Genomic DNA, 14,882 nt, shown 5'->3' with positions numbered 1-14,882 from the left:
ACATTGGAGTACATGTGGCGACGATAACCTCGCTAGCTGACGCCGTCGCAGAGCTGATCAACGACGGCGACATGGTCGCGCTTGAAGGGTTCACTCATCTGATCCCGGTGGCGGCGGGACGGGAAATCATTAGGCAGCGCAAGCGCGATCTGACGCTCGTGCGGATGACTCCAGACATCATTTACGACCAGCTCATCGGTGCCGGTTGTGCCCGCAAACTGGTGTTCTCGTGGGGCGGCAACCCTGGTGTCGGTTCGCTGCACCGCTTCCGCGACGCCGTGCAGAACGCGTGGCCAGTTCCCCTTGAAATCGAGGAGCATAGTCACGCCGGAATGGCCAACCGATACGTTGCTGGGGCTTCAGGTCTGCCGTTCGCGGTGCTGCGTGGCTATCGCGGCACCGACTTGCCAACGGTCACCGATACCATCAAGCCCATCGTCTGCCCGTTCACGGGCGAGACGCTGACGGCTGTGCCGGCGATCAACCCAGACGTCACGGTAGTTCACGCACAGCGCGCTGACCGGCAGGGCAACGTCCAGCTTTGGGGTCTGCTCGGCGTCCAGAAGGAAGCGGTGCTCGCCGCTAAGCGCTCGATCGTGACGGTCGAAGAAGTTGTCGACACACTTGAGCCAGTACCCGGCGGCATTGTGCTGCCCAGCTGGGTTGTGACACGGGTTGCGGAAGTCCCCGGCGGTGCCCACCCCTCCTACGCACAGGGCTACTCCGAGCGTGACAACGCCTATTACGCGGCGTGGGATCCGATTGGCCGCGATAGGGACGCGTTCGCCGACTGGCTCGACGAAAAGGTCTATCAGAACTCCGGGAGCATCGCATGACCTCAGCAATTGCAGTAACCGCACAAGCCGTCAAGCAGTCCACCACCTACACCGCCGACGAGATGATGACCGTCGCCGCGGCCCGCGCACTCACTAGCGGTAAACGCTGCTTTGTGGGTATCGGTCTGCCGTCCACCGCTGCGAACCTGGCCCGCCGCACGCACGCTCACGACCTTGTCCTCATCTACGAATCAGGGACGCTTGGGTCGAAGCCGAATCACCTGCCGGCCTCGATCGGCGACGGCATTCTCGCGGAAACAGCCGACGCGGTGATCAGCGTGCCCGAGGTGTTCAACTATTGGCTGCAGCCCGGCCGCATCGACGTGGGCTTTCTCGGCGCCGCGCAGCTCGACAAGTACGGCAATATCAACACCACCGTTATTGGTCCGGACTACCACGACCCCAAAGTGCGGCTGCCCGGTGCCGGCGGCGCGCCTGAGATCGCAGCCTCGTGTGGTGAGGTGTTCGTCGTGGTGCGACAGAGTCGGCGGTCGTTCGTCGATAAGGTCGACTTCATTACGTCGCTCGGTCACGGACGCGGCCATGGCGAGCGTGCGGCACTCGGCCTCCGGGGCAACGGTCCCACCCTCGTCATCACCGACTTGGGCGTCATGCGTCCCGATTCCGCCGGAGAGCTGATCCTCGTTGCGGTACATCCTGGCGTCACGGTTGAGCAGGTGAAGGAGGCAACCGGCTGGGATCTGAAGGTCGCAGACTCCGTTGATACCACCCCCGCGCCCACCACCGCCGAGCTGAACGAACTCCGAGCCCTGAAAGCAGCAGCATGACCGCATCGTTTCTTCTAGACGGCGTCCGCACTCCCTTCGGCAGGTATGGCGGTGCGCTGAGCGGCGTCCGACCAGATGACCTCGGTGCCCACGTGCTGGCTGCGCTGTGTGAGCGCACCGGCTTCGATCCTGCTCTCGTCGATGACGTGGTGTTCGGCGCCGCCAACCAGGCGGGGGAAGACAACCGTAATGTCGCTCGCATGTCGGCGCTGCTGGCTGGCTGGCCGGCCACTGTCACCGGCACCACGGTGAACCGGCTTTGCGGATCAAGCATGGACGCGATGATGCACGCCTCCCGGATGCTCGAAACGGGCGACGCGTCGGTTGTCGTCGCCGGTGGCGTGGAGTCGATGAGCCGCGCGCCCTGGGTGCTCGCGAAGCCCGAGAAGGCCTACCCGGCCGACAGCGAAACGCTGTATTCGACAACGCTGGGCTGGCGGCTCGTCAACCCGGAAATGCCGGTCGAGTGGACCATCTCCCTCGGCGAAAGCACTGAGCGCCTTGCCGAGCAGTACGGCATCGATCGTGATGAGCAAGACGAGTTCGCCGCGAGCAGCCACCGGAAAGCCGCGCACGCGTGGGACAACGGGTTCTACGACGACCACGTCGCAGCAGTTCCGGACACGGAACTCACACGGGACGAACCACTGCGTCCCGGCACGACCGCCGAGAAGCTCGCGAAACTCCGCCCGTCTTTCCGGCGAGCCGGCACCGTCACGGCGGGAAACGCGTCACCGCTTACTGATGGCGCGTCCGCGCTGCTGCTCGCAGACGAGGCGACCGCGAAAACGCTCAATGTCACGCCGCTGGCGCGCATCGCAGGCCGCGGAGCCGCTGGCGTTGACCCAGATATTTTCGGCATCGGACCCGTACGTGCAGCCGACATCGCGCTCAAACGTGCTGGCATCACGTGGAGCGACCTCAGCGCGGTCGAATTGAATGAAGCGTTTGCCGCGCAGTCGCTGGCGTGCCTGCGCAGCTGGCCTGATCTCGACCCAGCTATCGTCAACGTGAATGGCGGAGCAATCGCGCTCGGCCATCCGCTGGGCGCATCGGGTGCGCGGGTGATCAATCAGCTCGCACGTCAGCTTCGCCGCAGTGGCGGAAAGTGGGGCCTGGCCGCGCTGTGCATTGGCGTTGGGCAAGGCCTGGCGGTGGTGTTGGAGGCATGAGCGTGGCAGTGCGCGTGAACTGGGTCAGCGACGGCCCGGACGACGGTGCCATCGTCCTCTTCAGCGGCTCGCTGGGAAGTGACGTCCGCATGTGGGAGCCACAGGTGACGGCGCTGACTGACGCCGGCTACCGGGTTATCCGCTATGACCACCGTGGCCACGGCGGTTCGCCGGTGCCGCGCGGCCCGTACTCGCTGGACGATTTGGGCGGTGACGTGCTCGAACTGCTCAACCTGCTCAACGCGCGCCGTGTTCATTTCGCTGGACTGTCGCTCGGCGGCATGGTCGGCATGTGGCTCGCCGAAAACTCACCGGAACGCCTTTCGACGCTCACGTTGTGTTGCACGTCAGCCGACCTTGGACCGGCATCTGGATGGGCCGAGCGTGCGGCGCTGGTGCGAAAGCAAGGCACGCAGGCGGTCGCCGAAGCGGTGGTGAGCCGGTGGTTCACCCCAGGCTGGGCGGAAGCGAATCCAGGCCGCATCACTTTTTTCCGCGAGATGGTGGCGGCAATACCGGCGGAAGGATATGCGTCGTGTTGCACGGCGATTGAGCAGATGGACATCCTCGATCGGCTTGAGACAATTCCCACACCCACGCTCGTTATTGCTGGTGCGGAGGATCCCGCGACGCCGCCTTACCACGGAAAGCTCATCGCCGAAACTGTCCAGCAGGGCAGGCTTGCTATTGTGAGCCCGGGAGCGCACCTCGCCAGCGCGGAGCGACCGGGCGAGGTAAACCAGCTCATCTTGGAACATATTCGTTCGGCTCACGGCTGAGCCATCTCACACATACGCCTCATGGTGTGCGGCGCTGCCGCCGCAAGTTACTCGGTGCGGAGCTACTAACACTGTGGCGTGCAGCCATGGTCTTTGGAGGCGCGCGTCTCGCGCGCTGGGCACGGAAGGGTTGTCGCAATGACTGAAGCTCCTGAGGTCTCGAAAACATCGAGCACGCCGGAGATCACCACGGAAGAAATTTTTGCCAGCCACGTCGGCGGAAAGCTGGAAGTGTCGCTGACAAGTGCGCTTGCTTCACAGCGCGACCTCTCGATCGCCTATACGCCCGGCGTCGCGCAGGTCAGCCGCGCGATCGCCACCGACGAGACGCTTGCCGACCGCTACACCTGGACCAAACGGCTTGTCGCAGTCGTGAGTGACGGATCGGCAGTTCTGGGGCTCGGCAATATCGGGGCGCGCGCGTCGTTGCCGGTGATGGAAGGGAAGTCCGCGCTCTTCAAGAAGTTTGCTGGTCTCGATTCCATCCCGCTCGTGCTCGACACTCAGGACGTCGACGAAATTGTGGAGACTATCGTCCGTGTGCGTCCGAGTTTCGGTGCGGTGAACCTCGAGGACATCTCGGCCCCGCGCTGTTTCGAAATCGAGCAGCGGCTCATCGAAGCGCTGGACTGTCCCGTGATGCACGACGATCAGCACGGCACCGCGATTGTGACGCTCGCGGCCCTGAAGAATGCGGCGCGCCAGCAGGGGCGTCCACTCACTTCGCTGAAAGTCGTGATCTCAGGCGCTGGTGCGGCAGGGGTGGCGTGCACGAACATCCTCCTGGCGGCGGGCGTTTCTGATGTGATCGTGCTGGATTCGAAAGGCATCGTTTCACAAGCACGCGCGGATCTCACGCCGGTGAAAACGGACCTGGCGGCCCGGACGAATCCACGTGCAATGAGCGGCGGATCAGCCGAGGCGCTCACCGGCGCGGATGTCTTCATCGGCGTTTCCGCCGGGACAATGCCAGAGGCTCTCATTTCGTCGATGGCGCCGCAATCGATCGTGTTCGCGATGTCGAACCCCGACCCGGAAGTCCACCCAGAGATCGCGCGCAAGTATGCCGCGATCGTTGCGACAGGACGCAGTGACTTTCCGAACCAGATCAACAACGTTCTCGCGTTCCCTGGTGTGTTCAAGGGAGCACTCGATGCCGGTGCCCGGATGATCACCGAGGAGATGAAGCTTGCGGCCGCGGATGCGATCGCTGATGTCGTGGCTGATGAGTTGACGCCGGACCGGATCGTGCCAAGTCCGCTCGACCCGCGCGTCGCTCCCGCCGTCGCAATGGCTGTCACTCAGGTCGCCCGCGCCTGAATGTGGGCGACTCTGCCACGGGTCACCTGCGGGAGGCGTAGCGTAATCGCATGACCGCCTCGGAGCGGGACAGCGCGGCGCTGATCGCCCGGCTTGACCGCATTCCTGTATGGCCCTATGGCAACCGATTGCTGGTCGTGATCGGGGCCGGGTATTTTTTCGCCTACTTCGATGTTGTGACGATCGGCCTTGCACTTCCGGTCATTACGGACCAGTTCGGGGTCTCGAGCAAGGTGGCGGCTCTCGCTGTCACGAGCAGCTTGGCCGGCTACATCGTCGGCGCGTTCATCGACAGCCGGATCGCCGACACACGCGGGCGCCGGCTCAGCATGATGATTTCGGTGTGCGTGTTCACTGCGGGAACGCTCGCTGCCGCGGCAAGCCCGGGGATCGTCTGGCTGATCGTGTTCCGGTTTATCGCGGGAATGGGGATTGGCGCTGAGATCGCCGCTGTCACTACGTATGTGGGGGAGCTCGCGCCGGAGAAGTTGCGCGGCCGGGTCACCTGCATCGTCGGTGTCATGGCCTTCGCTGGTTTTGCTGCGGTTCCGCTGGTCGGCAGGTTTTTGATCCCCGCGTTCGACGCGGGCTGGCGCGTGCTGTTTGTCATCGGTGCGGCAGGCGGGCTTACCATCGCGGTGCTGCGCCGCGACATGCCCGCCTCAGCGCGCTGGCTGCTGGCGCGCGGTCACACCGCCGATGCGGAACGTGTGATAAGTCAGGCAGAGGCCCGGGCGCGCGTGATCACTGGGCGCGAACTGCCTGCCCCGGTGGCGCCGATACCAGCGGATCCAGGCAGCCAAGCGAGTCTGCTGCGTCCTCCCTACGTGTGGCTGACCGCGTTGTTCACCCTTATTTGGATGGTGTATTACCTCGGTAATTATGGGTGGCTCACACTTGCCCCCACCCTGCTGACGAATCACGGGTTCAGCCTCACCTCGAGTCTGACCTTCTTGGTAGTAACCGGTACCGGATTTGTGGTGGGCGCCGTAGTCGCGACGGTCCTCGCGGATCGGTATGACCGGCGTATCACCACGGCACTGGGTGCCCTGGTGTGGGCGGGGGCGCTACTCGCGATCGGCGTTATTCATGGTGCCGCATCCGTCATGTTTTTCGGGTTCATTGCGTCGTCGACAATCGGCTTTCTGGTCCCGCTGCTATACACGTACACAGCCGAGCATTTCCCGCACCAGTTCCGCGCCACTGGCATCGCGGTCACCGATGGAGTGGGCCATCTCGGTGGCGCGGCTGCACCGCTAATCGTGCTCACAGCGGCAGAGGTCTGGGGTTTCACCGGCGCGTTCATGGTGATGGCAGGAACGGGCCTCGTAACTGCCCTCCTGCTGATCGTTCTGCAGATCTGGTGGCGTGCCGCAGCCCACACGAAGCAGATCGCACGCCCCGCTAGGTCACGTAACAATCGCGATTGAGGGCGGCTGGTTCGGGCAACATTCACCGAGCGGCATGCCCAGCAACCCATAATGGGGAGCAAACCGACGGTGAGGAGACGCGCGTGATCGGACTGGGACTCCCGAGACTCCCTCCCATCGGAATTGTGCGCGCCGTCGAAGGAGTTCGGGGGGCCTTGATCAAGCTCACGCACTGGCTGGCGCCCGCTCCGGTCAACGTGCTGGAACTCGCCACCGGAAGCTGGGTCACCCAGGCGGTCTACACCGCGACGAAGCTCGGCATTCCCGATGCGGTAGCGGGCGGCCCGATCGACGCCCAGCGCGTCGCGGAAAAAGTGGGCGCGGATGCCGACGCGACTTTGCGGCTGCTCCGAGCGCTTTCAGCAAAATCGGTATTCCGTGAGCGCCGCGACGGCCGGTTCGAGTTGACCTCGCTTGGCCAGCCGTTGCGGTCGGACACGCCGAACTCGGTACGTGCTCTCGTCCTGATGATTGGCCATCCCGTGCACTGGGAGCATTGGGGGGATCTGCTCTACGCGGTGCAATCCGGCAAGCCGAGTCTCGAGCATCTGCGGGGCGTCAGTGCGTTCGAATTCTTCGAAGAGAACGAGGAGGTCGCGGAGGTTTTCAATGACGCGATGACGGTAACGTCCGAGATGGTGATCGGACCGGTCCTTGCGGCTTACGATTTCACGCCGTACCGAAGCATCGTCGATGTCGGCGGCGGCCACGGGCGGTTGCTCGCCGCCATCTTGCAGAAGGCGCCGGACACGCGCGGCGTTCTGTTCGATCTAGAATCAGTGCTTCCGGGCGGGCGTGATTATCTAGTCGAGGCTGGTGTCGCGGACCGGGCGACGGCCGTCGCGGGGTCGTTTTTCGACGCTGTCCCGCAGGGTGGGGAGCTCTACATTTTGAAGAACATCATTCACGACTGGCCCGAAGCCCAGGCGCTGGATATTCTCCGCAACGTACGCGCGGTGATGGGCAAGCAAAGCCGCGTGCTGGTGATCGAAGCCGTTGTCCCGGAGGGGAACTCCCCGCATGTCAGTAAATGGCTGAATCTCGAAATGCTCATTCAGACCGGCGGCCGCGAGCGCACCGCCGCGCAATACGCGGACCTTTTGCACGCCGCCGGTCTTGAGGTGACTCGGGTACTGCCGACCATCGGTCCCGCGTCGATTGTCGAAGCGGCTGTGCGATAGATGTCTGACGCGATCACCTGAGCGTTCCCGCCGCAGTCACTCCGAGTTCATGTTCCCTTGGCACTGAGCGCCTAGCTTCGGGGCGTGACTACACGCAGAGTTCGAACTCTTGTTTCCTTGTGCACATTTGGTGTCATTCTTACCGCAGCCGGCTGCGGGGATCCGGGCAGCGATCCGATGTCTGCCGGTGCTTCGGGGGCGGGGAACTCCCAGACTGTCACCGTGTACACGTCGCAGCCGGATCAGGACATCGCCGCGCTGGTAGACGCGTTCACCGCCGCACATCCGGACGTGACAGTTGACGTTTTCCGGTCGGGCACGGAAGAAATACTGGGTCGCGCTCGCGCTGAGCATTCCAACAACGCACTCGGCGGTGACGTGTTCCTCATAGCAGACGAAGTGAGTATGCAGGCGCTGCGGGGCGACGGCCTGCTGTCGCCGTATCAGAGTCCCGCGGCCGCCGAACTGCCACACGAGTTTGCGGATCCAGACGGTTACTTCACGGGCACGAAACTGATCAGCACAGGGCTCGTCGTGAACACCGATAGTGTTGCGGCCGAGCCAGCCTCGTGGTTTGAACTGGCGGAGGCCGAGTCGGTCGTGATGCCGAGTCCGCTGTATTCGGGTGCCGCCGCTTACAACGTGACACTCATGTCCGAGGACCCTGCGTTCGGGTGGACATTCTGGGAAGATTTGGCACCGCGGACAACGGTCGTACAGGGTAACGGCGCGGTTCTGGAATCCGTCGCGTCGGGAGACGCCGAGTATGGGCTGATAGTCGACTTCATGGCTATCCGTGCCGCGGCTGAGGGCTCGCCGGTGGCTTTCGCGTACCCCGATGAGGGTGTTCCCGTCATCACGGAACCAATCGCGCTATCAGCATCGGGTGCTGACAGCGACGCCGCGCGTGTGTTCATCGACTTCGTTCTCAGCCCTGCGGGGCAACAAGTGGCTGCCGATCTCGGTTATGTACCGCTGCACCCTGAGACACAACCGCCGGGAGGGCTGCGTAGCGCCGGACAACTCACTGTGCTCCAGGGGGATTCCGCTGCACTAGCCGCCCGGATTGAACAGGCTAAGGAGCGGTTCGCGGCGATATACGAAACCAGCTGAGACTGACTTGCCTGCACTGGGATTGCACCCGCGCCACGGGGTAATTGCCCGCTCGCGATCGAGTGTCGCGCGCACGATTCTCCTGGTGGTCATCGCGTGGTTCTTCGTGCTGCCGATCTGGCGGCTCTTGCGCTTGAGCGCCGGTACGGAGGGTATCGCGTTCGGCGCGTACAGCGAGGTACTGGCTTCGCGTACGACGTGGGAGGTCGTGCGTACGACACTCGGCATCGCGGGTGCCGCGACGGCGATCGCCACGGTGGCGGGCGTCGCGCTCGCGTGGCTCATCGCGTACACCGATGTGCCGGGCAAACGCGCGATTCAGATCCTCATCCTGTTGCCCTTTGTGCTGCCGTCCTACGTTGTTGCGCTCGCATGGGTGCGGACATTCGGGCGAAACGGCCCGCTCGGCTTCCTGGACGTCAACCTCTACACCCGAGCCGGTATTGTGTTCGTCCTCGCGCTGACGACGGCGCCGATCGTATACCTGCTGGTTGTGGCCGTGCTGCGCTCGATACCTTCGGAGATCGAGCACGCAGCGCGCGCAAGTGGCGCGGGACCGGTCGCGGCGGCGGTGCGCGTGACGCTGCCCGCCGCGCTGCCCGGGATCGCCGGCGGCGGCTTGTTGGCGTTCCTATCATGCCTGGACAACTTCGGTGTGCCCGCATTCCTGGGCACACCGGCGAATATTCAGGTACTCAGCACGGCAATTTATCAGCAGGTGATTGGCTTCGGTCCGGCCGCCTTCACCCGAGCCGCAGTGCTCGCACTCCTTCTCGGAGCAATCGCATTAGCGGGCACCGCGCTGCAGTGGTTTCTGTTGCGCCGGGGCGGAGTCAATGTCGACGTACGAATGGACGCGCCACCACGGGTCTTCTTGGGACGCGCCCGCAGCGCCGTCGCGGTCGCTGTAGGCGGCGGTGCGGCCGTGCTGAGCTTCGTGCCGCTGTACGCGATGGTGCGCAGCTCGTTGTCAAGCGCCGTGGGTGTCACGGCGACCTGGGACACCCTGACGCTTCGTCATTATGAGTTCCTGCTCCACAGCAGCAGCGTCCGAACCGCGCTGGCCGTAAGCGCGCGGTTAACCGTGCTGACAGTGGCCGTCTGTCTCGTTCTTGGAACGTTCGTTGCATACACTCGTCTGCGATACCCGTCACCACTCACCAAGATCGTCGATGTCGCGGTGGCTGTACCGTTTGCGCTGCCCGGAGTGGTGGTTGCTCTTGCCGCAATTTTCGCGTGGGTGCAACCGTTCCCCGGGGTTTACCCGGGCATCTACGGCACCTGGCTCATCCTTCTGGTCGCGTATGTGACGCGCTTCGCGTACTTCCAGGTGCGCGCGAGTGCTGCCGGGCTCGCGGCGCTGGACCCGGCGACGATTGAGGCGGCGCGCGCGTGTGGCGCAGGTGCGGGTACAGCCTGGCGGCGGGTGGTGCTTCCGCTGCTGTCAGGAAGTCTGCTCGCTGGTGCCTTCCTCATTGCGGTGAACGCGATGAGTGAGTTAACGGTGTCGGCGATACTCTATTCAGCCGGTTCGCAAACTGTCGGAGTCGTCGTGATGGGCTTCGAGCGCGCGGGCAGTGCACCACTGGCCGCGGCGCTGTCGACTCTTTTGCTCATCGCATACGGCGTCATGGGTTTGCTGGTGCTTATCTGTGCGCGGTATCTGAACCCAGGGAGGTCACGTGGCCACTGACGTTGTGGGCCTGACAAAAACGTTCAGTGGGCATACGGCGCTGAACGACGTTTCACTGACCGTTGACGACGGTGAGTTCCTTGCCATTCTCGGCCCCTCCGGGTGCGGCAAGACCACGCTGCTGCGGCTGCTGGCGGGTTTTCTGGCGCCAACTGCTGGCACGATCGCGTTCGACGGGCACACCGTGGCGAACGAGCGTCGCGTGCTCCCACCGGAACGGCGACACCTCGGGATGGTCTTTCAATCGTTCGCACTGTGGCCGCATCTAGATGTGGCGGAGCACGTCCGGTTCCCGCTGCGTCATCAGCGCGGGCTGCCGGAAAGCCTCCGGGCGCGGCCAGAAGCGCGCGTACGCGAGGTTCTCGAATTAACGGGCCTGCAGAAACTCGCGAGTCGCCGGCCGCATGAGCTCTCCGGCGGCCAGCGTCAGCGTGTCGCGCTCGCGCGGGCGATCGCGGCGGATCCACGGCGACTTCTGATGGACGAGCCGCTTTCGGCGCTCGACGCCGCGTTGCGTGATGACATGCGCAGGGAGATCCAGAATCTCCACCGGCGCACCGGCGCGTCGATTATGTATGTCACGCACGACCAGTCGGAGGCGCTGGCAATGGCGAACCGGGTCGCAGTTATGCGCGACGGGCAGATCGAGCAGATCGGAGCGCCTGCGGACATCTACAGGAAGCCAGCGTCGCCCTTCGTCGCGGAGTTTCTCGGCAATGCTGCACTCATACCCGGAGACTGGGCGGGCGCGGCGTTTCGCCCGGCCGCGGGGCGGGGAGCGGTTGTGTGGGACGGCAGCGACGTGGCGATAGCGTTCCGGCAGCAGGGTGTCTACCCGCTGCGCCCGGAGTGCGTGAGCATCGCGCCTGCTGAGATAGGAGACGCATTGACGGGCATCGTCGCCAATGCGTTGTTTCAGGGACGCGACGTGGTGTACGTGGTGGAAACGGCGGGAGTGCAGTGCCGCGCTTACGCACCGCCGGGATTGAGTCCAGGGGACTGGGTCCGAATCGAGGTGAACACCGCCGTGCTCGCCCCTTCGAGTGCGATAAGAGAGCGACACGCCTAGTCCCGGCGCAAAGTCAAGGCGAGATTTCCGCGGTGATAGCTGTCACACTAGAAAAGGCGGATCATTAAAGGTGAGGCCGTCATACAAGAATGTGCGGCCGCTGCCACAAGCGTGCGGTCGCCACGACTAAGTGGAGGCACTACAGTGACTCGAGGTGTTTTCGAACGCCAAACCGGTCATGAGCAGGTTGTTTTCTGTCATGACGCCGCGACCGGTTTGAAGGCGATCATCGGTATCTATTCCACCGCACTCGGACCGGCCCTGGGTGGCACGAGGTTCTACCCTTATGCATCCGAGGCTGACGCACTCACCGATGTGCTCAATCTTTCACGGGGCATGGCCTACAAAAATGCGCTGGCCGGTCTCCCTCTCGGCGGCGGCAAGGCGGTGATCATCGGCGATCCGCGGCTACTCAAGACTGACGACCTGCTGCGCGCGTATGGCCGCTTCGTCGAGTCGCTTGGTGGCCGCTACATCACCGCGTGCGACGTCGGCACGTACGTGGGCGACATGGATGTGATCGGGGAAGAGACCCGGTTTGTGACGGGCCGATCACCTCAGCACGGTGGCTCGGGCGATTCATCGGTGATGACTGCTTACGGCGTATACCAGGGGATGCGCGCAAGTGCGGAGTTCCTGTGGGGCAGCGCCTCGCTTCGCGGACGCAGTGTGGGCGTCGCTGGTGTCGGCAAAGTCGGGACGTTGCTCGTCGGGCATCTGCTCAGCGAGGGTGCTTCGGTGACGGTCACTGATGTCAGTGAGGAAGCCGTCGCACGGGTGAAGCACGCTCACCCAGAAGTGACGGTTGTCCCCGATGCGACTGCGCTCATCGCATGTGGCATCGACGTGTACGCGCCGTGTGCGCTCGGTGGTGCGCTGAACGACGAAACGGTCCCAGTGCTCACCGCGAAGATTGTGTGCGGAGCCGCGAACAACCAGCTCGCCCACGACGGTATCGAAGACGTCCTCGCCGAACGCGGAATCCTTTATGCGCCGGACTATCTCGTGAATGCTGGCGGGGTTGTCATGGTGGAGGATGAACTGCACGGCTTCGACTTCGAGCGTACGAAGCGAAAGGTCAGCCGGATCTTTGAGACTACGAAAGAGGTGTTCACTCTGGCGGCCGCGGAAGGCGTCCCGGCCGCGAAGGCTGCGGACCGGATCGCGGAGCGCCGGATGGCTGACGCGGTGCGCTCGGGCGGCTCAGGATTCTGGCCGCGCGCTGCTGAGCTAGCGTCGCACTGACGTAGTGCCTGGGGAGGACTGCCGGAATCCCGCCGCGGCCTCCCCAGGCGGCCTACCATCGGGTTGCATGGACTGGCCGGCCCGTGCCCGAGATGCGGCAACGCTCAAGGACGTTGATGCGCTGGTGGCGGATTGCCGCGCGTGCCCGCGACTTGTCGCATGGCGGGAGCATGTCGGCCGTGTGAAACGCCGGAGTTTCGCCGGCGCCACGTACTGGGCGCGCGGCGTCCCGAGCTTCGGAGACTCTTCGGCCCGCGTAGTGATAGTGGGGCTGGCCCCTGCGGCGCATGGCGGTAACCGCACGGGCCGGATGTTCACTGGTGATCAGAGTGGTGATGTGCTGTACGCGGCGCTGTATCGCACGGGCTTTTCGAATCAGCCTGCGTCGGTTAGCAAACACGACGGGCTGATACTGCATGGTGTGCGTCTGGTCGCGCCGGTCCATTGCGCGCCGCCGGAGAACAAGCCGACGCCGGAAGAGAGGGACCGCTGCGCGCCGTATCTCGCGCGTGAACTCGAATTGCTCAGCCCCTCATTGCGTGTGGCCGTTGTGCTGGGCGCGTTCGGGTGGCAGGCGCTGCTCGCGACACTGGCTGGTGCGGGCTGGGAGCTGCCCCGGCCACGGCCAAAGTTCGGGCATGGTGCGGAAAGTGCCGTTTCGCACCCGGATGGACGCCTCCTGACCCTCCTAGGCTGCTATCACCCGAGTCAGCACAACACATTCACGGGGCGGCTCACCCCCGCGATGATCGACGCTGTGCTCCTGCGGGCGCGCAGCCAGTCGGGTCTGTGAAGTGCGGGACACCGAACCCCACACACGATATCGTTGATGTGATCTAACTCACAACAAGTGCTGGGGGTGTTTGATGCCCGTTCCGGGTCCTGGCTATTCCATCACTGTCCGGCTTGACGTCCCACCATCCGTGAGCGCCGCGGGGGACCTCACCACAGTGGTGGGACGGGCTGGAGGCGTGCTCACCGCATTCGACATCGTTGATTCGAAGGCGGATGCGATGGTCATCGATATCACTGTCAATGTCTTGTCTGCGGGTCACGCGGAGGACGTCACAGCGGCGCTGAACACGCTTCCCGACGTCCATGTGCGCAAAGTCTCGGACCGGACGTTCCTGGTTCACTTGGGCGGCAAACTGGAGGTGGCACCGAAGGTAAGTCTCCGCAACCGTGACGATCTGTCGCGCGCTTACACTCCCGGCGTTGCGCGGGTGTGCATGGCGATCGCGAAGAACCCCGAAGACGCGCGCCGGCTCACTATCAAGCGCAATACCGTAGCAGTGGTCACCGATGGTTCAGCGGTGCTCGGACTGGGCAATATAGGTCCGGCAGCGGCCCTTCCTGTGATGGAAGGCAAAGCGGCCCTCTTCAAGAAGTTTGCGGACGTCGATGCCTGGCCAGTCTGCCTTGATACGCAAGACACTGAAGAGATCATCAGGACGGTGCAACTGCTGGCGCCCGTCTACGCGGGAATCAACCTCGAGGACATCGCAGCGCCCCGGTGCTTCGAGATCGAAGCGCGGCTGCGTCAACTGCTCGACATCCCGGTCTTCCACGATGATCAGCATGGCACCGCAATTTGCGTGTCCGCGGCGTTGCGCAACGCACTGCGTGTCGTCGGTAAAGAGGTGGCGGACTGCAAAATTGTCGTGAGCGGCGCCGGTGCCGCAGGTTCCGCGATCATCCGGCTGCTTCTGCCGCAGAAACCTGCCGACATTATCGCGGCAGATATCGAAGGAATTGTGCATCCGGGACGCGAAACAATGGACGACAATCTGCGCTGGCTCGCGGAGCACACAAACAAGACGCGCATGACCGGGTCATTGCAGGACGCAATCGCCGGCGCGGACGTTTTCATCGGTGTGTCGGCCCCCAATCTGCTTACTGCTGAACATATCGCCACCATGTCGAACGACGCGATTGTGTTCGCGCTTGCCAACCCAGACCCAGAGATCGACCCCGTCGAGGCGCACAAACATGCGGCAGTCGTTGCCACCGGCCGCAGCGACTATCCGAACCAGATCAACAACGTGCTCGCCTTCCCGGGAGTTTTCAGGGGCCTTCTGGACGCCCACGCGACGGATATCGACGAGGCGATGATGCTTGCCGCAGCCGACGCTATCGCCGATGTCGTCGGCGACAGGCTCAATGCATCGTTCATCGTGCCGAGTGTCTTCGACACTGCGGTCGCGCCAGCGGTTGCAGAAGCAGTGAAGGAGGCAGCGCGCGCCCACGCGTCCTGAG

13 protein-coding genes are annotated in these 14,882 nt (G+C 63.8%); all 13 read left to right on the top strand.

The features are described from left to right. Positions 1–14: 14 nt before the first annotated feature. The 13 genes from ONR57_RS13680 to ONR57_RS13620 all read left to right on the top strand — a co-directional run bounded on the left by ONR57_RS13680 (position 15) and on the right by ONR57_RS13620 (position 14,881). Complete coding sequence (locus ONR57_RS13680; RefSeq protein ID WP_265124060.1) at positions 15–836, top strand: CoA transferase subunit A; 822 nt, start codon at positions 15–17, stop codon at positions 834–836. After that, positions 833–1,624, top strand: a complete 792-nt coding sequence (locus ONR57_RS13675; RefSeq protein ID WP_265124059.1) for a CoA-transferase subunit beta — start codon at positions 833–835, stop codon at positions 1,622–1,624. Before ONR57_RS13680 ends, ONR57_RS13675 begins: the two co-directional genes overlap by 4 nt. After that, positions 1,621–2,796, top strand: coding sequence for a thiolase family protein (locus ONR57_RS13670; RefSeq protein ID WP_265124058.1), 1,176 nt, complete (start codon positions 1,621–1,623; stop codon positions 2,794–2,796). The genes ONR57_RS13675 and ONR57_RS13670 overlap by 4 nt, the downstream gene beginning before the upstream one ends. Then, positions 2,793–3,575: a 3-oxoadipate enol-lactonase gene (gene pcaD, locus ONR57_RS13665; protein WP_265124057.1), complete on the top strand. Its 783-nt coding sequence runs from the start codon at positions 2,793–2,795 to the stop codon at positions 3,573–3,575. The genes ONR57_RS13670 and pcaD overlap by 4 nt, the downstream gene beginning before the upstream one ends. Before the next feature lie 138 nt (positions 3,576–3,713). Then, on the top strand, positions 3,714–4,895 hold the full coding sequence (locus ONR57_RS13660) for an NADP-dependent malic enzyme (RefSeq protein ID WP_265124056.1): 1,182 nt from the start codon (positions 3,714–3,716) through the stop codon (positions 4,893–4,895). A gap of 50 nt (positions 4,896–4,945) precedes the next feature. Further along, positions 4,946–6,325 (top strand): MFS transporter, encoded by a 1,380-nt coding sequence (locus ONR57_RS13655; RefSeq protein ID WP_265124055.1) that lies wholly within the window; start codon positions 4,946–4,948, stop codon positions 6,323–6,325. 83 nt (positions 6,326–6,408) lie between these two features. Continuing rightward, a complete protein-coding gene (locus ONR57_RS13650; RefSeq protein WP_308198690.1) occupies positions 6,409–7,506 on the top strand; it encodes a methyltransferase in 1,098 nt (365 codons plus the stop codon). 84 nt (positions 7,507–7,590) lie between these two features. After that, positions 7,591–8,619 (top strand): ABC transporter substrate-binding protein, encoded by a 1,029-nt coding sequence (locus tag ONR57_RS13645; protein WP_265124054.1) that lies wholly within the window; start codon positions 7,591–7,593, stop codon positions 8,617–8,619. 85 nt (positions 8,620–8,704) lie between these two features. Beyond that, the gene (locus tag ONR57_RS13640; RefSeq protein ID WP_265124053.1) at positions 8,705–10,312 is read left to right on the top strand and encodes an iron ABC transporter permease; all 1,608 of its coding nucleotides are present in this window, start codon (positions 8,705–8,707) and stop codon (positions 10,310–10,312) included. Beyond that, positions 10,302–11,381: an ABC transporter ATP-binding protein gene (locus ONR57_RS13635; protein WP_265124052.1), complete on the top strand. Its 1,080-nt coding sequence runs from the start codon at positions 10,302–10,304 to the stop codon at positions 11,379–11,381. Before ONR57_RS13640 ends, ONR57_RS13635 begins: the two co-directional genes overlap by 11 nt. Before the next feature lie 144 nt (positions 11,382–11,525). Next, the gene (locus tag ONR57_RS23355) at positions 11,526–12,626 is read left to right on the top strand and encodes a Glu/Leu/Phe/Val dehydrogenase dimerization domain-containing protein (protein ID WP_265124051.1); all 1,101 of its coding nucleotides are present in this window, start codon (positions 11,526–11,528) and stop codon (positions 12,624–12,626) included. Positions 12,627–12,693: 67 nt separating this feature from the next. After that, positions 12,694–13,419 carry a uracil-DNA glycosylase gene (locus ONR57_RS13625; protein ID WP_265124050.1) on the top strand — a complete coding sequence of 242 codons (726 nt, stop codon included), beginning with the start codon at positions 12,694–12,696 and terminating at the stop codon, positions 13,417–13,419. Positions 13,420–13,492: 73 nt separating this feature from the next. Beyond that, positions 13,493–14,881 (top strand): NAD-dependent malic enzyme, encoded by a 1,389-nt coding sequence (locus ONR57_RS13620; protein WP_265124049.1) that lies wholly within the window; start codon positions 13,493–13,495, stop codon positions 14,879–14,881. The last annotated feature ends 1 nt before the right edge of the window (position 14,882 follow it).

This window comes from Hoyosella sp. YIM 151337 (genome assembly GCF_026041215.1).
Classification (GTDB): domain Bacteria; phylum Actinomycetota; class Actinomycetes; order Mycobacteriales; family Mycobacteriaceae; genus Hoyosella.
This window is presented reverse-complemented; position numbering and strand designations above follow the sequence as displayed.